At 65.1% G+C, this 23386-nt stretch carries 22 protein-coding genes; 11 read left to right on the forward strand and 11 right to left on the reverse strand.

Going from position 1 to position 23386, the window contains the following annotated elements; all coding sequences use genetic code 11:
* Position 1 precedes the first annotated feature (1 nt).
* Positions 2-418 (reverse strand): group III truncated hemoglobin, encoded by a 417-nt coding sequence (locus A5791_RS19700; RefSeq protein WP_067240369.1) that lies wholly within the window; start codon positions 416-418, stop codon positions 2-4.
* A gap of 16 nt (positions 419-434) precedes the next feature.
* Entirely contained in the window at positions 435-1826 is a 1392-nt protein-coding gene (locus tag A5791_RS19705) for a wax ester/triacylglycerol synthase family O-acyltransferase (RefSeq protein ID WP_067240371.1), read from the reverse strand.
* A 201-nt stretch (positions 1827-2027) separates the two neighbouring features.
* On the opposite strand from A5791_RS19705, the gene A5791_RS19710 reads away from it, so the two are divergent.
* The gene (locus A5791_RS19710; protein WP_067240373.1) at positions 2028-3026 is read left to right on the forward strand and encodes an NAD(P)H nitroreductase; all 999 of its coding nucleotides are present in this window, start codon (positions 2028-2030) and stop codon (positions 3024-3026) included.
* Here the strand turns inward: A5791_RS19710 and A5791_RS19715 are convergent.
* Genes A5791_RS19715 through A5791_RS19725 form a run of 3 tightly spaced genes read right to left on the reverse strand, consistent with a single transcriptional unit; the run spans position 3006 to position 6208 of the window.
* A complete protein-coding gene (locus A5791_RS19715; protein ID WP_067240560.1) occupies positions 3006-4712 on the reverse strand; it encodes a GAF domain-containing sensor histidine kinase in 1707 nt (568 codons plus the stop codon). The two genes, A5791_RS19710 and A5791_RS19715, sit on opposite strands and share 21 nt — an antisense overlap.
* 10 nt (positions 4713-4722) lie before the next feature.
* Positions 4723-5370, reverse strand: a complete 648-nt coding sequence (gene devR / locus A5791_RS19720) for a two-component system response regulator DevR (RefSeq protein WP_067240375.1) — start codon at positions 5368-5370, stop codon at positions 4723-4725.
* A gap of 22 nt (positions 5371-5392) precedes the next feature.
* Positions 5393-6208 carry a universal stress protein gene (locus A5791_RS19725; protein WP_067240562.1) on the reverse strand — a complete coding sequence of 272 codons (816 nt, stop codon included), beginning with the start codon at positions 6206-6208 and terminating at the stop codon, positions 5393-5395.
* A gap of 224 nt (positions 6209-6432) precedes the next feature.
* Here A5791_RS19725 and A5791_RS19730 point away from each other — a divergent pair, with 224 nt between their 5' ends.
* From A5791_RS19730 to A5791_RS19740, 3 genes are read left to right on the forward strand one after another with little or no spacing between them, the layout of a single operon-like run.
* Positions 6433-8757 carry a nitric-oxide reductase large subunit gene (locus tag A5791_RS19730; protein ID WP_067240378.1) on the forward strand — a complete coding sequence of 775 codons (2325 nt, stop codon included), beginning with the start codon at positions 6433-6435 and terminating at the stop codon, positions 8755-8757.
* Positions 8758-8760: 3 nt separating this feature from the next.
* Positions 8761-9399 carry a hypothetical protein gene (locus tag A5791_RS19735; RefSeq protein ID WP_067240381.1) on the forward strand — a complete coding sequence of 213 codons (639 nt, stop codon included), beginning with the start codon at positions 8761-8763 and terminating at the stop codon, positions 9397-9399.
* Positions 9348-10178 (forward strand): slipin family protein, encoded by an 831-nt coding sequence (locus tag A5791_RS19740; RefSeq protein ID WP_067240384.1) that lies wholly within the window; start codon positions 9348-9350, stop codon positions 10176-10178. Before A5791_RS19735 ends, A5791_RS19740 begins: the two co-directional genes overlap by 52 nt.
* A gap of 1 nt (position 10179) precedes the next feature.
* Here the strand turns inward: A5791_RS19740 and A5791_RS19745 are convergent, their stop codons facing one another.
* Positions 10180-10536 carry a hypothetical protein gene (locus A5791_RS19745; RefSeq protein WP_067240386.1) on the reverse strand — a complete coding sequence of 119 codons (357 nt, stop codon included), beginning with the start codon at positions 10534-10536 and terminating at the stop codon, positions 10180-10182.
* A gap of 23 nt (positions 10537-10559) precedes the next feature.
* On the opposite strand from A5791_RS19745, the gene hisN reads away from it, so the two are divergent.
* The 3 genes from hisN to A5791_RS19760 all read left to right on the forward strand — a co-directional run bounded on the left by hisN (position 10560) and on the right by A5791_RS19760 (position 14087).
* A complete protein-coding gene (gene hisN / locus A5791_RS19750) occupies positions 10560-11348 on the forward strand; it encodes a histidinol-phosphatase (RefSeq protein WP_067240388.1) in 789 nt (262 codons plus the stop codon).
* An 81-nt stretch (positions 11349-11429) separates the two neighbouring features.
* Positions 11430-12860 carry an acyl-CoA dehydrogenase family protein gene (locus A5791_RS19755; protein WP_067240390.1) on the forward strand — a complete coding sequence of 477 codons (1431 nt, stop codon included), beginning with the start codon at positions 11430-11432 and terminating at the stop codon, positions 12858-12860.
* A gap of 24 nt (positions 12861-12884) precedes the next feature.
* Complete coding sequence (locus A5791_RS19760; protein WP_067240392.1) at positions 12885-14087, forward strand: acyl-CoA dehydrogenase family protein; 1203 nt, start codon at positions 12885-12887, stop codon at positions 14085-14087.
* Between the two features lie 356 nt (positions 14088-14443).
* Here A5791_RS19760 and dmpG read toward each other — a convergent pair whose 3' ends face one another.
* Genes dmpG through A5791_RS19780 form a run of 4 tightly spaced genes read right to left on the reverse strand, consistent with a single transcriptional unit; the run spans position 14444 to position 17872 of the window.
* Positions 14444-15487, reverse strand: coding sequence for a 4-hydroxy-2-oxovalerate aldolase (dmpG, locus tag A5791_RS19765; protein WP_067240394.1), 1044 nt, complete (start codon positions 15485-15487; stop codon positions 14444-14446).
* On the reverse strand, positions 15484-16437 hold the full coding sequence (locus A5791_RS19770) for an acetaldehyde dehydrogenase (acetylating) (protein ID WP_197504733.1): 954 nt from the start codon (positions 16435-16437) through the stop codon (positions 15484-15486). Before A5791_RS19770 ends, dmpG begins: the two co-directional genes overlap by 4 nt.
* An 8-nt stretch (positions 16438-16445) precedes the next feature.
* Positions 16446-17228, reverse strand: coding sequence for a 2-keto-4-pentenoate hydratase (locus tag A5791_RS19775; RefSeq protein WP_067240399.1), 783 nt, complete (start codon positions 17226-17228; stop codon positions 16446-16448).
* Positions 17228-17872 (reverse strand): TetR/AcrR family transcriptional regulator, encoded by a 645-nt coding sequence (locus A5791_RS19780; protein ID WP_067240401.1) that lies wholly within the window; start codon positions 17870-17872, stop codon positions 17228-17230. The genes A5791_RS19775 and A5791_RS19780 overlap by 1 nt, the downstream gene beginning before the upstream one ends.
* Positions 17873-17974: 102 nt before the next feature.
* On the opposite strand from A5791_RS19780, the gene A5791_RS19785 reads away from it, so the two are divergent.
* Genes A5791_RS19785 through A5791_RS19800 form a run of 4 tightly spaced genes read left to right on the forward strand, consistent with a single transcriptional unit; the run spans position 17975 to position 22496 of the window.
* A complete protein-coding gene (locus A5791_RS19785; RefSeq protein WP_067240404.1) occupies positions 17975-19561 on the forward strand; it encodes a bifunctional 3-(3-hydroxy-phenyl)propionate/3-hydroxycinnamic acid hydroxylase in 1587 nt (528 codons plus the stop codon).
* Positions 19558-20430 (forward strand): alpha/beta fold hydrolase, encoded by an 873-nt coding sequence (locus A5791_RS19790; RefSeq protein ID WP_067240407.1) that lies wholly within the window; start codon positions 19558-19560, stop codon positions 20428-20430. The genes A5791_RS19785 and A5791_RS19790 overlap by 4 nt, the downstream gene beginning before the upstream one ends.
* Complete coding sequence (locus tag A5791_RS19795; protein WP_067240409.1) at positions 20427-21452, forward strand: VOC family protein; 1026 nt, start codon at positions 20427-20429, stop codon at positions 21450-21452. Before A5791_RS19790 ends, A5791_RS19795 begins: the two co-directional genes overlap by 4 nt.
* 12 nt (positions 21453-21464) lie before the next feature.
* On the forward strand, positions 21465-22496 hold the full coding sequence (locus tag A5791_RS19800) for an amidohydrolase family protein (RefSeq protein ID WP_067240411.1): 1032 nt from the start codon (positions 21465-21467) through the stop codon (positions 22494-22496).
* Positions 22497-22507: 11 nt separating this feature from the next.
* Here A5791_RS19800 and A5791_RS19805 read toward each other — a convergent pair whose 3' ends face one another.
* On the reverse strand, positions 22508-23365 hold the full coding sequence (locus tag A5791_RS19805; RefSeq protein ID WP_067240412.1) for an oxidoreductase: 858 nt from the start codon (positions 23363-23365) through the stop codon (positions 22508-22510).
* Between the last annotated feature and the right edge of the window lie 21 nt (positions 23366-23386).

Below are 23386 nucleotides of genomic sequence, written 5' to 3' on the forward strand. Positions count from 1 at the left end.
ATCACCGCGCGAGCAGCGCGTCCAGTTCGCGCGCATCGACTCCCGTGAGCCGGCGGTGCATCGCCCAGGCGATCCTGGTCGCCTGAATTTTCGCGCGCTCGGCCGCCGGCCCCTGATACATCTCGTCGACCGTGTCGCACCAGATCCCTAGCCAGCGCACGAAATGGCTCCCGGACAGTGGAGTCCGGTGGTGCACGCTCCGATGGGCGACCAGAGCGCTGCCCCGGTAGCGCCCGGCGCGAAACAGCACGGTCTCCCAGAAGTCGCACATCGTCGGCATGTGCGCGTCCAGTCCTCTCGCCCGTAAGTCGGCGAACGGCTCGGCCAACACGTCGTCGACAAAGACGCGTCCGTAGAAGCGGTGCAGCAGTGCCTCCACGTCCGAGCGGTCGACGAGATCCCCAGCTGATGCGCTCATCGTCAAATTGGAAACGTCACACCACGAGGGACAGTGGTCCGCGAGTACGAGAAGCACTGCGCCGCTTGCTGATCGCCACCAGACGGGCCACCGCGGCTTCGATCCCCCGGGCCAACTGGTCGGCATCGGCAACTACGTCGTAATCGGCGAGGATCCCGAAGAACAGATCGTCGGCGTAACTGAGCATCGCGACACCCGTCCGCAGGTGCATCGCGAGCGGCGGGACCGGCAACACCGCCAGTACCGACCTGCCCATCATCCGCAGCGGACGTTGCGGCCCCGGTACGTTCGTCGCCACCGTCACCACTCCACGCTGGGGCAGTCGCATCAACAACCCGGTCGCCCACGCGGTCAGCGCGAACGGTATGCGATTCGCGAGGGATACGAACACGTTTCCGGCCTGGCGCTGGCCGCCGGCCTTGGTCCGGTCCATTCGCGCGTGCACCGTCCGCAGCCGCTGCACCGGATTGTCCTCGTCGACAGGCAGGTTCGGCAACATCACCGACACCCGGTTGTCCGTCTTGTCGAACGCGTCGGCGGCCCGCATCGAGACAGGCACCAACGTGCGCAGCGAGTCGGACGCCGGTTGCTCGCCGCGTTCGACCAGAACATTGCGGTAGCTTTCGGTAATCGCCGCCAGCGCAACATCATTGATCGTCACGCCGAACGTCTGGCGCACTTGTTCGATGTCGGCCAGCGCGACACGTGCCGCGCTGTAGCGGCGCATGTTGCTCAGCGGCCCGTTCAGCGGTGACGGCGCGGGGCTCAATAGTCCGGCGGCGATCTCGCCGGCGCCCTGCGCGGCGCGCAGCACACCTGCCGTGAGTGCGCCCGGCGCCTTCCACAGGCGACCCAGCACACCGAGCGGATCCGGCGGAGCGTTCCGCGGCGCGCCGGCGTCCACGGAAGCGCGCAGACGATGCGCATAACTGTCGCTGATCCCGTTATCGCACATCCCGGCGAGCATGTGGGTGGCGGCGATTCCGTCGGCCATGCAGTGGTGCACCTTGGTCAGCATCGCCCACCGATCGTCGGTGAGTCCCTCGATGACCCATAGCTCCCACAGGGGTCGGTCCCGGTCCAGACGCCGCGCCATCACGTCGGCGATCACTCGGTGCAGCTCGCGGTCGTCCCCGGGCCGCGGCAGCGCAATACGTCGCACGTGCCGCTGGATGTCGAAGTCGGGATCGTCGACCCATTCCGGAGCCCCTAGATCGAAGGGGCGCAGTCGCAACCGCTGACCGAACCGTGGGCAGGCCCGCATCCGTTCACCGACGACCGAAACCAGCGCCTCCTGCTCGGGCGCCGGACCTTCGATGACCGCGAGTCCACCGATCGCCAGGCTCACCCGCCGATCGGCGTCTTCGGCCTTGAGAAACCCCGCGTCGAGTGTGGTCAGCTGGTTCATGATTGGCGACCTTCCTGCGCTTTAGCGACTGTTTACTGAAACCCGCAGTACCACTATCCCGCGGTGTGGACGGGCCGGGCAGGGCCGAAAGTCCTTCGCTGCCGGGGCTTCATGCTCTGCCGTGGCCGGCGCGACCGGAGCATCCTTGAAGGCATGGCCACCGTTGTCGACAGTGCGGCTTGCCGGAGCAGAGAGGCAGCCATGAACGCCGAATTCCCCGACGCCCAGACTCTTCGGACGGTCCTCACGCTGGCCACCCGCGCCCCCTCGATCTACAACACGCAACCGTGGCGGTGGCGCGTGCGCAGCGCGAGCCTGGACCTGTGCTCCGAACCGGAAATGCAACTGCACAGCACCGACCCGGACGGGCGCGACCTGATTGTCAGCTGCGGAATCGCATTGCACCACTGCGTCGTCGCCTTGGCCTCGATGGGCTGGCACGCCAAGGTGCATCGCCTACCCGATCCCGACGACCCGCGACTGCTGGCCAGCATCGAGGTCCGGCCGCACACCCCGGATCAAGCCGACATCGCGCTGGCGGCGGCCATACCGCGGCGACGCACCGACCGGCGGACCTACAGCTCCTGGCCGGTGGCCGGCGGGGACATCGCCCTGATGGCCGCCCGCGCGGCTCGCAGCGGGGTTATGCTCCGCCAGGTCGACGCCCTGGACCGGATGAAGACCATTGTGGCGCAAGCTGTCTGGAACCACATGTCCAGTGGCGACTACCTGCGCGAGCTCACCATGTGGAGCGGCCGATACGGCTCGGTCGCCGGGGTCCCGGCCCGCAACATCCCGCCCGCGGACCCGGGCGCACCGATCCCCGGACGGGTTTTCGCCGGAGCCGGACTGGCTCAACCGTCCGGCGCCTCCCCCACCGACGACAACGCCGCGCTGCTGGCGCTGGGCACCGAGTCAGACGACCGGTTGGCCCGGTTGCGCGCCGGCGAAGCCACCAGCGTCGTCTTGCTGACGGCGACGGCGACGGGGCTGGCGAGCTGCCCGATCACCGAACCGCTGGAGATCCACGAAACGCGCGACGCGATCCGCGCCGACGTCTTCGGCGGCAAGGGCTACCCACAGATGCTGCTGCGCGTGGGCTGGGCCCCGATCAATGCCGATCCGTTACCGGCGACGCCGCGGCGCAAGCTTTCCCGCGTCGTCGAATGGCCCGAAGGGTCATTGGACGAGGGGAGCTGACCAGCGCAACAGTGTGCCGCCGCCCGCGGGCACACTCTCGATGGCGAATTCACCGCCCACCTGCTGCGCCCGCCCCCGCAGATTCGTCAGACCGCTGCCGGTGACCTCATCGGGCATCCCTCGTCCGTCGTCGCTCACCTCGATACGCAAGTCGTCTTCCACGCTGACCCGAACCGTCAACGTGCTGGCCTGCGCATGCCGCGCGGCGTTGCTCACCGCCTCACGGACAACCGCCTCGGCATGGTCGGCCAACGCGCTGCCGACGACCGACAACGGCCCGATGTATTGGATGGTGGTGCGCAACCCCGACCCGGCGAATTGCGCCACCGCCTCGTCGATTCGTTGCCGCAACCGGGTAATGCCCTGCGACGCCCCATGCAGGTCGAAGATGGTGGTCCGGATCTCTTGGATGACGGCCTGCAGATCGTCGATGGCCGCCGAGAGCCGTTGCTGTACAACGGGTTCCCGTGTCCGGGGAACAGTGCCCTGCAACGAGAGACCGACGGCGAAGAGGCGCTGGATGACGTGGTCGTGAAGATCACGCGCGATGCGGTCGCGGTCGGTGAGTACGTCGAGTTCGCGCATCCGGCGTTGTGACGTGGCCAGCTGCCAGGCCATCGCGGCCTGATCGGCGAAGGCGGCCATCATCTCGAGCTGTTCGTCGCTGAACGAGCCTTGGCCGCCCTGCCGCAGCACGACGACCACACCGGCGACGGTGTCGGTGGCACGCAGCGGTAGCAGCAGCGCCGGGCCCGGGTCAGCCAGACCGTCCAGATCGATGCGGTCTACCCGTTGCGGAGTGCCATTGACGTAAACATCCCCAACTGAGGTGCCGGTCACCGGAATGGTCTGGCCGACAGCGGAATCGGTTGCCAGGCCGGCAGTTTCGATCACCAACAGCTCCCCCACGCCGACCGCCGGCGCCGCCTCATCCGGAACGGCCACCAAAGCCGCATCCGCCCGGGTCAGCTTCATCGCCTCCTCGGCGACCAGACGGAACACGGTCGCGGGTTCAGTGCCGGACAACAACTCCGTCGCGATATCACGGGTGGCCTCGATCCACGACTGGCGCGCCTTGGCCTTCTCGTAAAGGCGGGCGTTGGCGATGGCAATACCCGCGGCCGATGCCAGCGCCTGTACCAGTACCTCGTCGTCGTCGCTGAACGGCTGGCCGGTGGTCTTGTCGGTCAGGTACAGAGTGCCCAGCGATTCATCACGCACCCGAACCGGCACCCCGAGGAAGGTCCGCATCGGCGGATGGTTCGGTGGAAACCCGACCGAGGCGGGATGCAGCGAGATATCGTCCAGCCGTAGCGGTTTGGGCTCATCGATGAGCAGGCCGATGATGCCGAGACCTTCGGGCAGGTGGCCGATCCGCCGGACGGTTTCCTCGTCGACCCCCTCGTAGACGAAGTGCAGCACCTTGTTGTCCCGGCCGTGCACCTCCAGCGCGCCGTAGCGGGCGTCGACGAGATTGGTCGCCGAATGCACGATCGAGCGCAGTGTCGCGTTGAGCTCCAGGCCCGACGTGACCACGAGCATGGCTTCCACCAGGCCATCCAGCCGGTCACGGCCTTCGACGATTTGCCCTACGCGGTCTTGCACTTCCGCTAAAAGCTCGCGCAGACGTAGCTGGGACAGCGTGTCGCGCAAGCGCCGCACACTCGCATCGTTGGTGTCAGTCATGCCCGGCAACTCATCCGTCGCCCGGCCGCGAGCGCTTCAATTCCGTTGCGAATACCGCAGCTTGCGTTCGGCGTTCCATGCCCAGCTTGGCCAGCAGACGGGACACGTAGTTCTTCACGGTCTTCTCGGCCAGGAACATCCGGTCGGCGATCTGCTTGTTGGTCAGGCCTTCGCTGAGCAAGCTCAGCAGCGTGCGCTCCTGATCGGTCAGGCCCGACAACGGGTCATGCTGTTCGGTCTGCCCCCGCAGTTTCGCCATCAGCGCGGCAGCGGCGCGGTTGTCCAGCAGGGACCGCCCGGCGCCGACGTCCTTGACGGCGCGTGCCAATTCCATGCCCTTGATGTCCTTGACGACATATCCGCTGGCGCCGGCCAATATCGCGTCCAGCATCGCCTCGTCGGACGTATACGACGTGAGGATCAGGCAGCGCAGATCCGGCATGCGGGACAAGAGATCTCGGCACAGCTCGATGCCGTTGCCGTCGGGCAGTCGCACGTCGAGCACCGCGACATCCGGGCACGCCGCGGGAATCCTGGCCATCGCCTCGGCGACCGATCCTGCTTCACCGACGACGTCGAGTTCGGGGTCGGCGCCGAGCAAGTCGATCAACCCACGCCGCACCACCTCGTGATCGTCGACCAAGAAGACCTTTACCAAGGCGCCTGCTCCTCACAGTCCCTTACAAATTGCCGCAACGTACGGTCAGCATCGAGCAGCCCGCGGTGTAGGCGCCGCACAGATCCCTGGCGGCGTGTGCGTCGGTGACGAACGCCTGGCCCGAGTTCGCGTGGCGCTCCAGGTAACAGGCGACGCTTTCGTGGATGACGGCCGGCTCGACGCGCACGTCCGGGTACAACCGCGTCCAGCGGGCCAGCCGGCGATCCAATTGTGTTTGCGCCGATCGGCTTTCGTCATCCGAGTCATGACCCGAGTGATGGGCGTCGGTATGGTGTGCGGAGATCACGCGCAGGGGAACCTCCCGCATCCTCGCCTCCTCGAACGCGTGTCGCAACACGACACCATTGTCCACTCCTGCCACAACGGCACTGATCTGGGGGCTGGCCGAAGTACCGGGCGGCCGGTGGATCACGGCAACCGGGCACAGGGCCGATCCGGCCAGGGCGGCCGCGACGGTACCTTCGCCACGGCAAGCGTGGTTCAGCCCGATCGAACCGACACAGATCATCGCCGCCGACCGGGACTCCTGCAGCAGCTTGGTGAGCGGCCTGCCCCACAGCACGTCGGTCTCGATCTTCACCGGCTTGCCGCTGGCGTCGACGGCCCGGTAGGCCTCGTACAGCGCCGCCCGGGCGATGATCTGCCGGCCGTCGTGACTGCCGTCGCCGGAGGCTCGCAGCGGATCGATGACATAGACCAGCCGCAGCGGAATGTCGCGGCTCACCGCCTCGTCGACGGCCCACAACGCCGCGTGGATTGCCGCCCGGGATCCGTCGACACCCACGACCACTGCGGGGGCTGATTGAATGGTGCTCATCGCGGTCTCCTCATGCCGAGCGTTTGGTTTGAAATTCACGCTATTAACCGATGGACGCATTCCCCAGTGGGCGTTAGTCCTCAATCAAGTGCCATTAGTCCCTTTGATTCGGACAGATCGAAAACTAGGGTTGTCGCCACGGCAGTACCTAGATTCAAGGTTCGTTGGCGTTGCCGCGTGATCGACGCCCGGCAGCCGCCCCCCGCAACAGGGAGGTCGTCGCAATGTCCGTTCAGCAAACCGCGCAGCAGCCGTCATCGCAGCCCCTGATCGGAAAGGGCTGGATCCAGGCCGTCGCGCTGGTGATGATCTTCGGCTTCCTGGTAATGGGAATCCTGGCTTATCGCACCTACACGGCGTCGATGCCCATGCCCGACAAGGTAGTCAGCGAATCGGGCCAGCTGCTGTTCACCGGCGACGACATCACCAAAGGCCAAGAGCTGTACCAGGCCCGCGGACTGATGCAGTACGGGTCGGTGCTGGGCCACGGGGCCTACCTGGGCCCCGACTACACGGCCGAATACCTGCGCATGGCGACCGACGACGTCACCGGTCAATTCCGCGCGCAGGGCGTGACCGATCCGCACGACCGGGTGGTCAACGAATTCCGCACCAATCGCTATAACTCCGGCACGAAGACGCTGGTGTTCACCGACCGGCAGGCCGCGGCGTTCGACCGAATCCAAAGTCATTACGCCGCTTATTTCGGGGAAAACTCCACCAAATACGGGCTGCTGCCACAGCTGATCACCGACAAAGCACAGATCCGTCAGCTGACCGCATTCTTCGCCTGGACGGCGTGGGCCGCAGCGGCCGATCGCCCCGGCCACAAGTACACCTACACCAACAACTGGCCGGCCGAGCCTCGCGTCGACAACGGCCCGACCGCGTCGGTGATCGTGTGGTCGGCGCTGTCACTGATCGCGTTGCTGGGCGGCATCGGGATCATGTTCGCCGTCTACGGACGCTGGAGCCAAAAGGTGGGCTGGCACAGCGCCGAGACATCCACGCTGTCGTTCCGCCAGCCGGGCGAGGTGGGCCTGACACCGGCGCAGCGGGCCTGCATCTGGTTCTTCGCGATCGTGTCGCTGCTGTTCCTGGCTCAGACGCTGCTGGGCGCGGCCGCCGAGCACTATCGGGCCGATCTGTCGACGTTCTTCGGCATAGACCTGGCGCGGATACTGCCGTACAACCTGGCACGCACCTGGCATCTGCAGCTCGCGCTGTTCTGGACTGCGGCAGCGTTTTTGGCCGGCGGCATCTTCCTGGTGCCGTTCATCGCCCGTCGGGAGCCGAAACGTCAAGGGGTGCTGGCTTACGTGCTGTTGGGCGCGGTCGCACTGGTGGTGTTCGGTTCGCTGATCTGCGAGGCGCTCTCCATCTACGGCGTAATTCCGCCGGGCGGCTTGCTTTCTCAGCAGTGGGAATATCTCGACCTGCCGCGGCTGTGGCAAATCCTGCTGATCGTCGGGATGTTCGTGTGGATCGCGATCATCTGGCGCGGCATGCGCGCCCGGCTCAAAGGCGAGTCGAAGATGAACATGCCGTGGCTGTTCTTCTTCTCCGGCCTGGCGATTCCGGTGTTCTACACGGTGGGGATGCTGGCGCCGAGCGACAGCCACTACACCGTCGCTGACTTCTGGCGCTTCTGGGTGGTGCACCTGTGGGTCGAGGACTTCCTCGAACTGTTCACCACCGTGATGGTGGCCTACATGTTCGTATTGCTAGGCGTGGTGCGCGAGCGAATTGCCCTGGGCGTCATCTTCCTTGACATCATCCTGTATTCCGCCGGCGGTGTCATCGGCACCATGCACCACCTCTACTTCTCCGGCACGCCGGTCGAGCACATGGCGCTGGGCGCGTTCTTCTCGGCGGCCGAGGTGATCCCGCTGACATTCCTGACGGTCGAGGCGTGGGCTTTCCTGCAGCTGGGTGCGCGCCAGCAATCCGGTGACGCCAACCCGTTCCCGCATCGCTGGGCGGTCATGTTCCTGGTCGCCGTGGGCTTCTGGAACTTCTTGGGCGCAGGCATCTTCGGGTTCCTGATCAACTTGCCGGTGGTGTCCTACTACCAGATCGGGACCGCGCTGACGGCCAACCACGGGCACGCCGCGATGATGGGTGTGTACGGCATGCTCGCCGTCGGCTTGGCCATGTTCGCCTTCCGCTATGTGATCCCCGCCGAAAAGTGGCCCGACAGGTTAGCCCGAATTTCGTTCTGGTGCATGAACATCGGGCTGGCGTGGATGGTTTTCGCCACCCTGCTGCCCCTGGGTGTGCTGCAGCTGTTCCACTCGGTCAACGACGGCTACTTCGAGGCGCGGTCGCTGGGCTACATCACCAAACCAGGCAATTCGGTCATCGAATGGCTGCGGATGCCCGGAGACGTGATCCTCATCGTGGGAGGTGTACTGCCGTTCGTCTGGATCGCGTGGACCGCGTTGCGTAACTTCCGTTCAGGTACCACATTGGAGGAAATGCCCGAACATCCGCTCTACACCGAACCCGCCGCCGAGGCCGACCAGGCCCCGGCTACCTCGAAGGACTGACGGATGTCTTCGCCGGCCACATCGGTTTTGCTGGTCGCCGGCTACTCGATGGTCCTGCTGATCTTCGGGTGGAGTTTCGACGCCATGGCACGGCGCGCCTCGGTGCACGCAGCACGTTGGCGCACAGGGCAGTTCGTGTACCGGCCCGACCACGACGCCTGGGTGTGTCCGGAGGACCACTGGCTGTGGCCGAGTTCGTTCGATCCCAAGCACCGGGTGATGCGATATCGGGCGCTCCCGGTGGTCTGCAACAGCTGCCCGGTCAAATCGCGTTGCACCACTTCTGATCACGGCCGCGAGATCAGTCGCGAGATCGACCCGTGGCCGCATTCGGATGCCGGGCGGTTCCACCGCGGAATTGCCTGCTGCGTGGCGGCACTGGGTATCGTGCTGCCCCTGGCGACACTGGTCGCCAGCCATTCGGCCAGCGACGTTCTGGTGCTGACCGGCACGGTGGTGATCGTCGGACTGCTTTCACTGCCGCTGGCGCGCCATCTGTGGAACACTCCGTCCAACGCGCCTGACCACCTTCCGCATCGGACCGCGCTGGAGGACCGGGTGGCCGCCGCGATCGACCAATACTCCACCCGATGGGGCGGCTGGGAAGGCAAGGAGGACAAGACATCGCTACCGGAGCAGTGATCGGCGTACTAGCCGTAGGAATCGCAGTGCTGACCGTCGTCGCACTGTTCTCAGTGACCGTACTTCGCGAGTACGAACGCGGAGTGGTGTTCCGGATGGGCCATGTCCGCCACCTGTACCAGCCCGGACTCCGTTTTCTCATTCCACTGGTGGACAAGCTGATTCGGGTCGACCAGCGGCTGGTGACGTTGACCATCCCGCCTCAAGAGCTGATCACCCGCGACAACGTGCCGGCCCGTGTCAACGCGGTCGTGATGTTCGCAGTGGTTGATCCGCTAAAAGCAATTCTGGCGGTGGAGAACTATGCGGTGGCGACCTCGCAGATCGCGCAGACGACGCTGCGTTCACTGTTGGGGCGCGCCGACCTGGACACGCTGCTGGCGCATCGCGAGGACCTCAACAGCGATCTGCGCACCATCATCGAGAAGATGACCGAACCGTGGGGCGTGCAGGTTCGGGTGGTGGAGATCAAGGACGTGGAGATCCCCGAGTCGATGCAACGGGCAATGGCCCGCGAGGCCGAGGCCGAACGCGAACGGCGTGCGAAAGTCATCAACGCCCGCGGTGAACTGCAGGCGTCAGAAGAGCTGCGGCAAGCCGCCGAGACGCTGTCCAAGAGTCCGGCGTCGCTGCAACTGCGTTATCTGCAAACGTTATTGGAGCTGGGGGCAGACCAGAATTCGACCGTGGTCTTCCCGCTGCCGGTCGACATCATCACGCCGTTTCTCCGGCACCCGGAGCTGTTGCAGAGCGTCACCGACAGCTTCCAGAGTCGCTGATTCAGAACCCTTCGGATCCGGGCGGCTCGGGCCGCCGAGGCGGCTGCGGCGGTGCGAACCACCACTTGTCCGGATTCTTAGGCGAATACACCACCGGCATCAACTGGCCAATGGTCGGCCACTGTTCCACGTCGACGACCATGCGCTGATATGTCGCGTGCTCGTTGACGGTTGGTCCGTTGATGACGCCCGCGATGGTGGCGTACTGCGCACCGCTGGCGTCCGGCCGCGGGCTCACCCCGGTAATCAGCAGCGTGCCGTCCGCCGTCGCGCCTCGAGGGCTACCCGAGATGAACCGCGGAGCAAGCATCGCGACCAAAATTGCGACCAACAGGAGCACGACGGCGAATTCCCACATCCAACAATGGTAGGACTGCAGGGATGAGCTCACCTGATCTGACGCTGGCGCTGACGTTGGCCGACCGTGCAGACACGCTGACCAGCGCCCGGTTTGGCGCACTCGACCTGCGCGTCGACACCAAGCCGGACCTGACGCCGGTGACCGACGCCGATAGGGCGGTCGAATCCGCTCTGCGCGATGAGCTCGGGCGTGAGCGGCCCGACGACAGCGTGCTCGGCGAAGAGTTCGGTGGTACAAGCAGTTTCAGCGGACGGCAATGGGTCATCGACCCGATCGACGGCACCAAGAATTTCGTGCGGGGCGTGCCGGTGTGGGCGACTTTGATCGCGTTGCTGGACGACGGCGTCCCGTCGGTGGGCGTCGTCAGCGCACCGGCCCTGCGGCGCCGCTGGTGGGCGGCGCGCGGGCAGGGGGCATTCGCATCGGTCGAGGGCGCATCGCCCAGGCGCCTGTCGGTGTCGTCGGTGGCGGAGCTGGGTGCGGCGAGCCTATCGTTCTCCAGCTTGTCGGGGTGGGCGCAGCTGGGTTTGCGCGAACGCTTCGTCGAGTTGACCGACGCCGTATGGCGGGTACGCGGCTACGGCGACTTCCTGTCCTACTGCCTGGTGGCCGAGGGCGCCGTCGACATCGCCGCCGAGCCGGAGGTGTCGCTGTGGGACCTGGCGGCTCTGGACGTCCTGGTTTCTGAGGCCGGCGGCCGATTTTCCGCCCTGGACGGCACCGCCGGCCCGCACGGCGGAAGTGCCGTGGCCACCAACGGGCTATTACACGAACAGGTGCTGAGCAGGCTCAACGCCTCCGACGTGTGAATTTGTTAACACGGCACTAGCTATCTTACTCGGGAGTAAGATACGGTGGTTGGCATCGCCCCCACAACCGAGGCTGCTCACATGACGAACACACTTCCTGCTTCATCGGCGTCGAATGCCCCATCGGGCAAATCCCGCTCGCGCCTCACCCGGCGCGGCCGCAAGACCGGTGTCGGCCTGCATCCGCACAAGCGGACCGGCATCGACATCTCGCTGGCACTGCTTACGCCGATCGTCGGCCAGGAGTTCCTGGACAAGTACCACTTGCGCGATCCACTCAACCGGTCACTGCGTTACGGCGTGAACAAGATGTTCTCCACCATGGGCGCGACCAGCCGTCAGTTCAAGCGCGTGCAGAACCTGCGCGGCGCGCCGACCCGGCTGAAGTCGAGCGACAAGAACTACTTCGACCTGACGCCCGATGACGACCAGAAGCTGATCGTCGAGACCGTCAACGAATTCGCCGCAGAGATACTGCGGCCGGCGGCGCACGACGCCGACAACGCCGCGACCTACCCGCCCGATCTGATCGCCAAAGCCGCCGAGCTGGGCATCACCGCGATCAACATCCCCGAGGACTTCGAAGGCATCGCCGCGCATCGCTCCAGCGTGACCAACGTGCTTGTGGCCGAGGCTCTCGCCTACGGCGACATGGGTCTGGCGCTGCCGATCCTGGCACCCGGCGGGGTGGCATCCGCGCTGACCCATTGGGGCAGCGCCGACCAGCAGGCCACCTACCTGAAAGAGTTTGCGGGAGAGAATGTTCCGCAAGCCTGTGTGGCCATCGCCGAACCGCATGCGTTGTTCGACCCGACCCGGCTGAAGACAACCGCGACGCGTACGCCGAGCGGATACCGACTCGACGGGGTGAAGTCGCTGGTTCCGGCGGCGGCCGACGCCGAACTGTTCATCGTCGCCGCGCAGCTGAACGGCAAGCCGGCGCTGTTCATCGTCGAATCGTCCAGCGAGGGCCTGACGGTCAGGGCGGATCCGAGTATGGGTGTGCGCGCCGCGGCCCTGGGTCGGGTTGAGCTGTCCGGGGTTTCGGTGCCGCTGAACGCCAGGCTCGGTCCAGAAGACGCGGGCGAGGCCGAGTACGACAATGCCTATTCCGAGGCGATCGCGCTGTCCCGGTTGGGCTGGGCCGCACTTGCGGTCGGCACGTCGCACGCGGTGCTCGACTACGTCGTCCCGTATGTCAAGGAACGCCAGGCGTTCGGAGAGCCGATCGCCCATCGTCAGGCCGTTGCGTTCATGTGCGCCAACATCGCTATCGAGCTCGACGGGCTGCGGCTGATCACCTGGCGCGGTGCGTCGCGCGCAGAGCAGGGCCTGCCGTTCGCCCGGGAAGCGGCGCTGGCCAAGCGGCTCGGCTCCGACAAGGGCATGCAGATCGGTCTGGACGGCGTGCAGCTGCTCGGCGGCCACGGCTACACCAAGGAGCACCCGGTCGAACGCTGGTACCGCGACCTGCGGGCCATCGGCGTTGCCGAGGGCGTCGTTCTCATCTAACTCCAGCGAATCGAAAGACTAATCATGGCAATCAATCTGGAGCTACCGCGCAAGCTGCAAGCGGTGATCACCAAGACGCATCAGGGCGTCGCCGAGATGGTGCGGCCCATCGCGCGCAAGTACGACCTGAAGGAACACGCCTACCCGGTCGAACTGGACACGCTGATCAGTCTGTTCGAGGGAGCGTCGGAGTCGTTCAGCTTCGCCGGAGCCGATTCGCTGCGCGACAGCGAGGACAAAGGCGACAACCACAACGGCGCCAACATGGCCGCGCTGGTCCAGACGATGGAGGCCAGTTGGGGCGATGTGGCGATGATGCTGTCCATCCCGTATCAGGGTCTGGGCAATGCTGCCATCTCCGCCGTGGCCACCGACGAGCAACTGGAACGGCTGGGCAAGGTATGGGCCGCGATGGCTATCACCGAGCCGGGGTTCGGGTCGGACTCGGCGGCCGTCACGACGACGGCGACGCTGGACGGCGACGAGTACGTCATCAACGGCGAGAAGATCTTCGTCACCGCCGGTTCTCGTGCCACCCACATCGTGGTGTGGGCCACGCTGGACAAGTCGAAGGGCCGTGCGGCGATCAAGTCGTTCATCGTGCCGCGTGAGCACCCCGGTGTCACGGTGGAGCGCCTCGAGCACAAGCTCGGCATCAAGGGTTCCGACACTGCGGTGATCCGCTTCGACAATGCCCGCATTCCCAAGGACAACCTGCTGGGCAACCCGGAAATCGAAGTCGGCAAAGGCTTTTCCGGGGTGATGGAGACCTTCGACAACACCCGGCCCATCGTCGCCGCGATGGCCGTCGGAATCGGTCGAGCCGCGCTGGAGGAAATCCGCAAGATCCTGACCAATGCCGGGGTGGAGATCGACTACGACCAGCCGTCGCACGTCCAGAGCGCAGCGGCGGCCGAGTTCCTACGGATGGAGGCCGACTGGGAGGCCAGCTACCTGCTGTCGCTGCGGGCAGCATGGCAAGCCGACAACAACATTCCCAACTCCAAAGAAGCCTCGATGAGCAAGGCCAAGGCCGGCCGGATGGCCAGCGACGTCACCTGCAAGACTGTCGAATTGGCCGGCACCACAGGCTATTCCGAGCAGTCACTGCTGGAGAAGTGGGCGCGCGACTCGAAGATCCTGGACATTTTCGAGGGCACCCAGCAGATTCAGCAGCTGGTGGTCGCGCGCCGGTTGCTGGGTCTGTCGTCTTCCGAACTCAAGTAAGGGCCCTCGCGAGCAGACGCTCCACCAGAGGGTGACTATGGTGTACCTTTCCGATTCAGAGCGACAACGATTGTGCGTCAGGCGATTTGTCGCTGTCAGCATCGCGAAGAGACACATTTCAAGGTATCTCCGGCGGCATTCGTTGATCTCGGGCTTTGAGCGTGAAACCTTGGCTTCGGGTGTGAATTCTGGGCTTTGCCGGTGAATCCTGGGCGGAAATTCGCAGTGATTCTCGCCGTAGCTTCACAGCGAAAACCCTGAGTTCACAGCGAAAACCCTGAGTTCACAGCGAAAGCCCCCAGTACACACCGAAGGCCCGCTACCGGTGCCCCAATGTCGACATGATCGCCGAACAGCTAGGCAGGTGGAGCTACCGGGGAAGCTGCGCCGCTGAATTCCTTCCTCGCCGCCAGATCAAGCGCGATATCGACGAGCATGTCTTCCTGACCGCCGACCATGCCGCGGCGGCCGGCCTCCTCGAGCAGGGCGCGTGCGTCGATGCCGTAGCGTTCGGCCGCGATCTCGGCATGCCGCAGGAAGCTGGAGTAGACGCCGGCGTAACCCAGCGTCAACGTTTCACGGTCGACGCGAACCGGTCGGTGCTGCAACGGCCGGACGATGTCGTCGGCGGCGTCCTCGAGTGCGTGCAAGTCACAGCCGTGAGTCCAGCCCAGTTTCGTGGCGGCGGCGACGAACACCTCTAACGGCGCATTACCGGCCCCTGCGCCCATTCCTGCCAACGATGCGTCGACGCGGTTGGCACCGTGTTCCACCGCGACGATGGAGTTGGCAACGCCGAGCGACAGGTTGTGGTGCGCGTGGATACCGATTTCCGTTGTGGGCAAGAGTGTTTGGCGCAGCGCGTCGACACGCTCGCCAACGTCCCGCATAGTCATGGCGCCGCCGGAGTCAACGACGTAGACGCATGTTGCCCCGTAGCCTTCCATCAGTCTCGCTTGGCCGGCCAGCGTGGAGGGGGCGGTCAGGTGGCTCATCATCAAGAAGCCCACGGCGTCCATGCCTAGGTCGCGCCCGGCGGACAGGTATGGGGCCGAGATATCCGCTTCGGTGCAGTGCGTGCCGACGCGCACGACGTCGGCCCCCGCGCGGCGCGAATCCACGAGATTGCGCACGCTGCCGATGCCGGGCAGTAGCAGGGTGGCTATCTTGGCGCGGGTGACAGCATCGGCAACGGCTTCGATCCATTCCAGGTCGGTATGCGCGCCGAAGCCGTAGATGCAGCTGGACCCACCGAGTCCGTCGCCATGGGCGACCTCGATGGAGGTCACGCCGGCGCCGTCCAATGCCTTGGCGATTGCGATTGCTTGCTCGATGCTGTACTGGTGCCGCACGGCGTGCATTCCGTCGCGCAGAGTGACATCGCTGATGTACAGATTCATGTTGTGGCTCCGGCGATTTCGGTTGCGTGCGTGGCGATGCGCTCGGCGGTCGCTTTGGCCGCCGAGGCCATGATGTCGAGATTCCCCGCGTACGCCGGTAAGTAATGCGCGGCGCCGGCGACTTCGAGCATGACAGTCACCCGGGTGCCGGTGAACTTGCCCGTCTCGGGAATGTACAGCGGGCTTTGCGTAGTGAAGGTTTCGAATTGAACACGTTGCTTGAGCCGGTAGCCGGGCACGTATGCCCTGACCTCGTCGACCATGTCCAACACGTCCGTCTCGATACGCTGATGGTCGGCGTCGCCGTCGACCAGGCAATACACGGTGTTGCGCGTCAGCACCGGCGGCTCGGCGGGATTGAGGATCATCACCGCCTTGCCGCGCCGCGCTCCGCCGACGACATGCAGTGCGGTCGCGGTGGTCTCGATGAACTCGTCGATGTTGGCACGGGTTCCCGGTCCGGCGGACTTCGACGAGATCGACGAGACGATCTCGGCATAGGAAACGATTCCGCTCTGAGCCACTGCTGCGACGATCGGCACCGTGGCCTGCCCACCGCAGGTGACCATGTTCAGGTTCGGCGCGTCGAGGAGGTCGTCGAGGTTGACCGCCGGCACACAGAACGGCCCTATCGATGCGGGCGTGAGGTCCAGCACCCGGACCCCCGTGTCGGCCAGCTTGGCCCAGTTCGTTCGATGCGCATCGGCGGAGCTGGCATCGAAAACCAGCCCAAGATCGGCGAATTGAGGCATGTCCATCAATCCGTCGACACCGTGAGCGGTGGTCGGCACCCCCATGCGCGCGGCGCGGACAAGTCCGTCGGACCCCGGGTCGCCAACCATCGCGGCCACCCTCAGTGGACCACCACTGCTCAGAATCTTGATCATGAGGTCGGTGCCGATGTTGCCAGATCCGATGATCGCCACCGGCCAATCACATTGTGTCGTCATGATCTTCCCTAGGTGAAGCTCAGCGACACGGTGCCGAGGCCGCTGATTGTGGCGACGACGTGGTCGCCGGCCTCGACGAATGCCGCCGTGGTGAACGAGCCGGATATGACGAACTGGCCGGGCAGTAGCGCGATCCCAAACGGAGACAGCGCGTTCGCCAACCATGCCACCGCCGCAGCCGGGTCACCGAGCACCGCCGACCCCAGACCGGAATCGACTTCGGTTCCATTGAGCGACAACGACGCCCACGCCCCGCTCAAGTCCATCCGGTCGCAGTAGGGCACCCAGTCGCCGAGCACTACCGCGCCTGAACTGGCGTTGTCGGCGACAGTGTCGGGCAGGGTCAGTCGCCAGCCGGCGATGCGACTGTCGACGATCTCCAGGGCAACCGCGACCGCTTCGGTTGCGGCGCGTACGTCGTCGGTCGTCACCCCCGGCCCACGCAGTGGCCGACTTAGCAGGAAGGCGACCTCGGGTTCGGCCCGCGGCGCGCAAAACCGAGCCGCCGGCACCGCTAGGCGGTCCACCACCATGTCGTCGAGGATGTAACCGAAGTCGGGTTCGTCGACTCCGAGCAGTTGCTGCATAGGTTGAGAGGTAAGCCCGATCTTGTGGCCGACCAGGGTGCGTCCGTCGCCTAACCGGCGCGACAGGTTGGCTTGCTGGATCGCGTAGGCGTCGGCGATGTCGAGGCTCGGATAACGCGCAGTTAGTGGATCGATTGGCGCCCGTCCGATCTGGGCGGCGTACAAGAAGTCGGCCGCCTCGGCGATCTGCACCGCGCTCAGCATCACGGCGCCGGCCTTTCATCGACGAACCGGCGAGCCATGTCGTAGATGGCGCGGCCGTGCAGCTCGAACAACGCGATCAGATCCACCGCATCGCCGCCGACTTCCTTGGCGATGAACAAACCGTCGGCGCCGGCCATCGCATACGTCGACAGCTGGTGGGCGTCCGGGTCACTCAAGCCGGGAACGAACTCGCGGAAGTTTGCCATCAGTTGCTCGAAGGCCTGAGCACGCACCTGGAGAAACATCGTGCGAGCGCGCGGTTCGGTGGGCCGACGCTCCAGCGCCAGCATCAATCCCAACCGGATGAAGTCCGGGGCATCCAGCAAGGCCTTGGCGATCTGAGTCGCCAGGCCCAGGAAGCGCTCCTCGGCGGTGCCGCTCTGCGGAACACCCCACGCCGACTCCCAGGCGCCGAAACTGCGCTCGATGACCGCCGCAATCAGGTCGTCCTTGTCTTTGAAGTGCCAGTAGATGGAGCTGGCCGGCAACCCGCACTTGGCGCTCACCAACGCGATGCTGGCACCCTCGTACCCGCGTTCGGCAGCGATTTCGGTTGCTGCGTCCAGGATCCGAGCGCGAGACAATTCGCCGTCGGCCCGGCTCCGCCGGCGAGAACGGGGCTTCGGTTCCTTGTCCTTCGCCATCAAACTGCCTCCAAAATTGGGTGTTGACTCTGTAGCGATCACTACATTACCGTAATGATCACTACAGAACAACCCTCGGCCCGGATTGGAAGATGAGCAACAATGACCGAGTCCGCAACTTACGACGTAGCTGTGATCGGTTACGGCCCGACCGGCGCCACGGCGGCCAACCTGTTGGGCCGGTTTGGCCTGAAAGTCGTTGTCATCGAGCGTGATCCGGACATCTACGGACGAGCCCGGGCGATTTCGACCGATGAAGAAGTCATGCGGATCTGGCAGTCGGTCGGTCTGGCGGAGCGGTTGCAGCAGGACATGTTGCCGGACCGGCCGATCGCGTTCGTCGACGCCGACGGGGTGCCGTTCATCGACCTGAAGATCAACTCCCACGGGATGGGCCATCCGCCGCAGCAGTTCCTGTATCAGCCCGCGGTGGATCAGGTGCTGCGCGACGGAGTGAGCCGGTTGCCGAATGTCGAGGTGCTCGTGGAACACGAGTGCCTGCGGACAGTCACGAAAGACGACGCCGTCGAGCTGATGCTGGCCGACCTGCGTACCGACACATTGAAACGCCTGCGTGCCTCATACGTCATCGCCGCTGACGGCGGCTCGTCCCCGACCCGTGGGCAGTTGGGCGTCGGCTATTCCGGACGCACGTACGCCGAGCGCTGGGTCGTCATCGACACCAAAGTGATACGGCCGTGGGACGCACACGACCGATTGCGGTTCCACTGCGATCCGGCACGTCCCACCGTCGACTGCCCGACCCCGCTTGGCCATCACCGTTGGGAGTATCCAGCCCGCGAAGGTGAGGACGCCTCGAAGCTGGTTTCCGACGCGGAGGTCTGGAAGGTCCTCAACGCCCAGGGCATCACCGAGGACGAGGTCGAGATATTGCGCGCCGTGGTCTACTGCCATCACGTCCGCGTCGCCGACCGTTGGCGGGTCGGACGGGTCTTCTTGGCCGGCGACGCGGCCCACGCCATGCCGCCATGGATCGGTCAAGGCATGTCGGCGGGTGTGCGCGATGCGGCCAACCTGTGCTGGAAGCTCGCCGCCGTGCTGCGCGGACAGGCGCCCGACTCGCTGCTGGACTCCTATCAGGCCGAACGCAAGCCGCACGTCACAGAGGTGACGAGGCGCGCGGTGTTCGTCGGCCGGATCATCACGGAACGCAACAAAGCCATTGCCGCCCTTCGCAATCACGCCGGCCGGGCCATCATGCCGTTAGCAGCCGTGACGAATCGGTTGCAGAAATCGATGTGGGTTCCCGAGGCGCGCTATAGGGACGGTTTCCTGGTAGCAGGTCACCGCGCGGCCGGCTGGCAGATCCCCCAACCGTGGGTCGTCGACGCCGATGGCGCCACTGTCCGCCTCGACGACGCCCTCGCCGGGCAGTGGACACTGCTCTACACCGGGGTAGCACCCGCAGGTCGGCGAGCCTGGATTGAATCAGGCGTGCCGGCGATTCAACTGATCGGCCCGCAGGATGGTCCCAGCCCGAACGCAATCCGCGATAGAGACGGAACTCTGCTGCACTGGCTTAGCCGGAAGAAGGCGGCGGCCGTGGTGGTACGTCCCGACGGATTCATCTACGCCGCAACTGAACCCGGGAAACCGCTACCGCCGCCACCGGCCGGCTACGCCGCTGGCGTCTCACATCCCACGACCGTGACAGGGGCAATCGCATGACGACCACCGCACTCGACGAACGCACCGTCATGGTCGCGGGCAAGCCGATCTTCTACGTCGAAACAGGTAGCGGTCCAACAGTGGTGATGCTGCACGGCGGCGGACCCGGCGCCTCCGGAGTGTCCAACTATTCGCGCAACATCGACGCGCTCGCCCAACGGTTCCGGGTGATCGTTCCCGATATGCCGGGATATGGCCGCTCCGACAAGGCAATTGATCAGTCAGACCCGTTCGGCTACCTGGCCGACATGATCCGCGGACTGCTCGACGAACTGCGCATCGAATCCTCGCACTTGATCGGCAACTCGTACGGCGGCGCGGCGGCGCTGCGGCTGGCGCTGGACACACAGCACCGAGTGGACAAGCTGGTGCTGATGGGTCCCGGCGGGATCGGGACCACCAGAAGCGCACCGACCGCGGGGCTGAAAAGCCTGCTGTCCTATTACGGCGGCGATGGACCCAACCGCACGAAGCTGGAGACCTTCATCCGCACGTATCTGGTTTACGACGGTGCTTCGGTCCCCGACGAATTGATCGACCTGCGATACCAGGCGTCGATCGAGCCCGACGTGGTGGCCGACCCGCCCCTGCGCCGCCCGTCGGGGCCGCTGGCCCTGCGCACGCTATGGCGCATGGACCTCACCCGCGACAAGCGTCTCAAGCGACTGCCCACTCCGACCCTGATCCTGTGGGGCCGCGACGATAAGGTCAACCGGCCCACCGGCGGACCCATGCTGCTCAACTCGCTGCCCAACGCGCAATTGGTCATGACCTCACACACCGGTCACTGGATGCAGTGGGAACGCGCCGAGCTGTTCAACCAGCTCGTATGCGAATTCCTCGCCGGCAGTGGCGGTTTCGCATCATGACCGCGCCGGCGAAGTCGGTGTTCGGCTCGGTTTTTGGTAAAGTCGAGCTCGGCTACATCGTCATCGAGACCGACAAGTTCGCCGATTGGCGCCGGTTCGGCCGTGACGCCATCGGAATGCATCTGGACGACGTTCTTCCCGACGTCATGCGATTTCGCCTGGACGACAACGAATGCCGCTTTCTGCTACGTCGGGGGCCGGCCGAAGACGTGGTCGCCCTGGGCTGGCAACTCAATGAGCACGAGACGTTCGACGAAATCGTCGACCGCGTCAGGCGCCACGGCGTGCCGATCACCGAGGGCACAACAGAAGAAGCCGCGCTGCGAGGTGTGGAACGCATGGCCCGCTTCCCCGGGCCCAACGGGCTTGCGCAGGAGATCTTCACCGCCCCCCGCTCCAGCGCCACACCGCTGGACATGGCGGTGCGCGGCGGCTTCGTCACCGCGACCGGCGGAATCGGCCATGTCGCCGTCACGTCGAAGAAGCCGCAACAGGTGCGCGGCTACTACGGCACGGTGTTCGACGCCCGCCTATCCGACTACATCGACGAGACCATTAGCGGCTTGAAATTCAAGATCCGCTTCCTGCGGGTCAACCAGCGCCACCACTCGGTAGCGATCGCGGCGGTGAACCGGCTGCCGATCAACCCGATACGTACCCGGGTGCAGCACCTCAATATTCAGGTCGCAGATCTCGACGACATGGTCGCTTCCTACCAGCGCGTCAAAGAACTCGGGTTTCATATGGCGCTCGCGGTCGGCCAACACACCAACGACCGCGAACTGTCCTTCTACGCGATGACGCCTTCAGGGTTCGAATGGGAAGTCGGCTGGAATCCCATCGTGGTCGACGAAAGCACTTGGGAGCCGACGACTCATCAGGGAATCAGTATCTGGGGTCATACTCGGGAGGGCGAGCGGATCATCGACAAGCTGGCGCAATTCAAGACCGCGGGACAATCATTGCTGCATCGCGAGAACGCTGTCCGAGCGCTGGCCGGCGCCGGTATCCCCGACGACTGACGGGAGGCGATCATGCTACGCATCGACACTCACCATCACATGATTCCGCCCGACTACCGGAAAGCGTTGCAAAAAGCAGGAATCGACGAATCCGGCGGACGCGCGGTGCCCGATTGGACCCCCGAGGCGTCATTGCAAACCATGGCCGAGCTAGACGTCGGCGCCGCCATCCTCTCGGTCTCCACACCCGGTACCGCATTCCTGCCCAACCCGGCCGATGCCGCCGCGCTGGCGCGAGACCTCAACGATTACAGCGCCGATCTGGTTGCCGCGCAGCCAGATCGGTTCGGATTCTTTGCCACCGTCCCGATGCCTGGTAGCGGCCATTCCGTTGCAGAAATTGGACGCGCGCTCGACGAACTCAAGGCCGACGGTGTCGTGCTGCTGGCGAACAACGCGGGTGTCTATTTGGGACAGGACGGCCAAGACCCGCTGTTCGAGGTTCTCAACGACCGCCGCGCGGTGGTGTTCATCCATCCTGCCGAATTGCCAGGGCCAACCGTACCCGGCGTCGCGCCCTTCGCCGCCGACTTCCTGCTCGACACCACCCGCGCAGCATACCTGTTGGTGCGCAACGGGATAAGGCGACGTTATCCGGATATCAAGTTCATCCTCAGCCACGCCGGTGGTTTCGTTCCGTACGCCAGCCATCGGATGGCGTTGGCGATCACCGCAGACACGGGACGCAGCCCTGCCGATTCGCTCGACGATTTCTCCAGCTTCTACTTCGACACCGCCCTGTCCTCCAGTGCCGCAGCTCTACCGACGCTGCTGGCCTTCGCCAAGCCGGGTCATATCACGTTCGGCTCGGACTGGCCGTTCGCGCCCGTCGCCGCCGGCAAGCTGTTCGCGGCTGGGCTGGAAACCTACCCTGGGATCGACGCCGGCACGCGTTCGGCGATCGACCGCACCAACGCGCTCTGGTTGTTCCCGCGGTTCGGCACTGCGCCACAACCGATTACGCAGCCGACTGTCCAGCGGCTACGACACACGGTCAGCCGTGGCGCGATGCGGGTCGTCGCGCGCCTGATGAGCACCGGCTGACCGCGGCTCATTCAGCCAGCTACGGCGTTCAACTGCTCGCGCGTGTCATGGTCGAGTTGGATGTCGGCGGCGGCCATGTTCTCCTCCAGATGCCGCACCGACGAAGTTCCCGGGATCAACAGGATGTTAGGGGCCACGCTCAGGGTCCACGCCAGCGCGATCTGGGCCGGAGTACGGCCGAGTTGCGCAGCCGCCCTTCGAATCACATCGTTACCCAACACCGGATTCGACGGCACGAACGCCGATCCCAAGGGAAAGAACGGGACGAACGCAATACCGCGCTTCCGGCACTCGTCCAGCACGTCCTGCGAAGACCGGTGGACCAGGTTGAAAGCGTTTTGCACACAGTCGATTTCGGTGCGACCCAGCGCGTACCGAAGATGTTCGAGTTTCACCTCGCTCAGGCCGATTCCGCCGATCAGCCCCTCGTCGCGAGCGGCGATCATGACCGAAAGCTGTTCGTCGAAGCGCTGATCCGGCCCTTCGCTGTCCATCAGCCGCAGGTTGACCACGGCCAACTGGTCGATATCGAGGGCGCGCAAGTTGGTATCGATGTCCCGGCGCAGATCGGCAGGTTCGGAGGCCGCCAGCCAACCGCCGGCATCGTCGCGGCGTGCGCCGACCTTGCTCACCAGTGCCAAGTTCTCCGGATACGGATGCAGTGCCTCCCGGATGAGTTCGTTGGCGACGTCGGGACCGTAGAACTGGGCGGTGTCGATGTGGTCGACGCCGAGTTCGACGGCGCGCCGCAACACGGCCAGCGCCTCGTCCCGGTCCCGCGGCGGGCCGAACGCGTTCGGGCCCGGCAGTTGCATGGCGCCGAAGCCGATACGGCCGACCGAAAACCCACCAAGTGGGAAGGAATCCATCAGATGAGGTTAGCGTCGCAT

The organism is Mycobacterium sp. 852002-51163_SCH5372311 (genome assembly GCF_001667115.1).
Lineage (GTDB): Bacteria > Actinomycetota > Actinomycetes > Mycobacteriales > Mycobacteriaceae > Mycobacterium.

What these genes read in the sequence shown, in the direction of transcription:
- hisN (WP_067240388.1), top strand. Translation starts at nt 10,560, where the DNA reads ATGAGCTCACCTGATCTGACGCTGGCGCTGACGTTGGCCGACCGTGCA.
- A5791_RS19775 (WP_067240399.1), bottom strand. Translation starts at nt 17,228, where the DNA reads ATGCTGAGCGCGGTGCAGATCGCCGAGGCGGCCGACTTCTTGTACGCC.
- A5791_RS19745 (WP_067240386.1), bottom strand. Translation starts at nt 10,536, where the DNA reads ATGTGGGAATTCGCCGTCGTGCTCCTGTTGGTCGCAATTTTGGTCGCG.
- A5791_RS19740 (WP_067240384.1), top strand. Translation starts at nt 9,348, where the DNA reads ATGGGGCGGCTGGGAAGGCAAGGAGGACAAGACATCGCTACCGGAGCA.
- A5791_RS19710 (WP_067240373.1), top strand. Translation starts at nt 2,028, where the DNA reads ATGAACGCCGAATTCCCCGACGCCCAGACTCTTCGGACGGTCCTCACG.
- A5791_RS19730 (WP_067240378.1), top strand. Translation starts at nt 6,433, where the DNA reads ATGTCCGTTCAGCAAACCGCGCAGCAGCCGTCATCGCAGCCCCTGATC.
- A5791_RS19795 (WP_067240409.1), top strand. Translation starts at nt 20,427, where the DNA reads ATGACCGCGCCGGCGAAGTCGGTGTTCGGCTCGGTTTTTGGTAAAGTC.
- dmpG (WP_067240394.1), bottom strand. Translation starts at nt 15,487, where the DNA reads ATGAATCTGTACATCAGCGATGTCACTCTGCGCGACGGAATGCACGCC.
- A5791_RS19755 (WP_067240390.1), top strand. Translation starts at nt 11,430, where the DNA reads ATGACGAACACACTTCCTGCTTCATCGGCGTCGAATGCCCCATCGGGC.
- A5791_RS19700 (WP_067240369.1), bottom strand. Translation starts at nt 418, where the DNA reads ATGAGCGCATCAGCTGGGGATCTCGTCGACCGCTCGGACGTGGAGGCA.
- A5791_RS19800 (WP_067240411.1), top strand. Translation starts at nt 21,465, where the DNA reads ATGCTACGCATCGACACTCACCATCACATGATTCCGCCCGACTACCGG.
- A5791_RS19715 (WP_067240560.1), bottom strand. Translation starts at nt 4,712, where the DNA reads ATGACTGACACCAACGATGCGAGTGTGCGGCGCTTGCGCGACACGCTG.
- A5791_RS19805 (WP_067240412.1), bottom strand. Translation starts at nt 23,365, where the DNA reads ATGGATTCCTTCCCACTTGGTGGGTTTTCGGTCGGCCGTATCGGCTTC.
- A5791_RS19735 (WP_067240381.1), top strand. Translation starts at nt 8,761, where the DNA reads ATGTCTTCGCCGGCCACATCGGTTTTGCTGGTCGCCGGCTACTCGATG.
- A5791_RS19760 (WP_067240392.1), top strand. Translation starts at nt 12,885, where the DNA reads ATGGCAATCAATCTGGAGCTACCGCGCAAGCTGCAAGCGGTGATCACC.
- A5791_RS19770 (WP_197504733.1), bottom strand. Translation starts at nt 16,437, where the DNA reads ATGACGACACAATGTGATTGGCCGGTGGCGATCATCGGATCTGGCAAC.
- A5791_RS19705 (WP_067240371.1), bottom strand. Translation starts at nt 1,826, where the DNA reads ATGAACCAGCTGACCACACTCGACGCGGGGTTTCTCAAGGCCGAAGAC.
- A5791_RS19785 (WP_067240404.1), top strand. Translation starts at nt 17,975, where the DNA reads ATGACCGAGTCCGCAACTTACGACGTAGCTGTGATCGGTTACGGCCCG.
- A5791_RS19790 (WP_067240407.1), top strand. Translation starts at nt 19,558, where the DNA reads ATGACGACCACCGCACTCGACGAACGCACCGTCATGGTCGCGGGCAAG.
- A5791_RS19725 (WP_067240562.1), bottom strand. Translation starts at nt 6,208, where the DNA reads ATGAGCACCATTCAATCAGCCCCCGCAGTGGTCGTGGGTGTCGACGGA.
- A5791_RS19780 (WP_067240401.1), bottom strand. Translation starts at nt 17,872, where the DNA reads ATGGCGAAGGACAAGGAACCGAAGCCCCGTTCTCGCCGGCGGAGCCGG.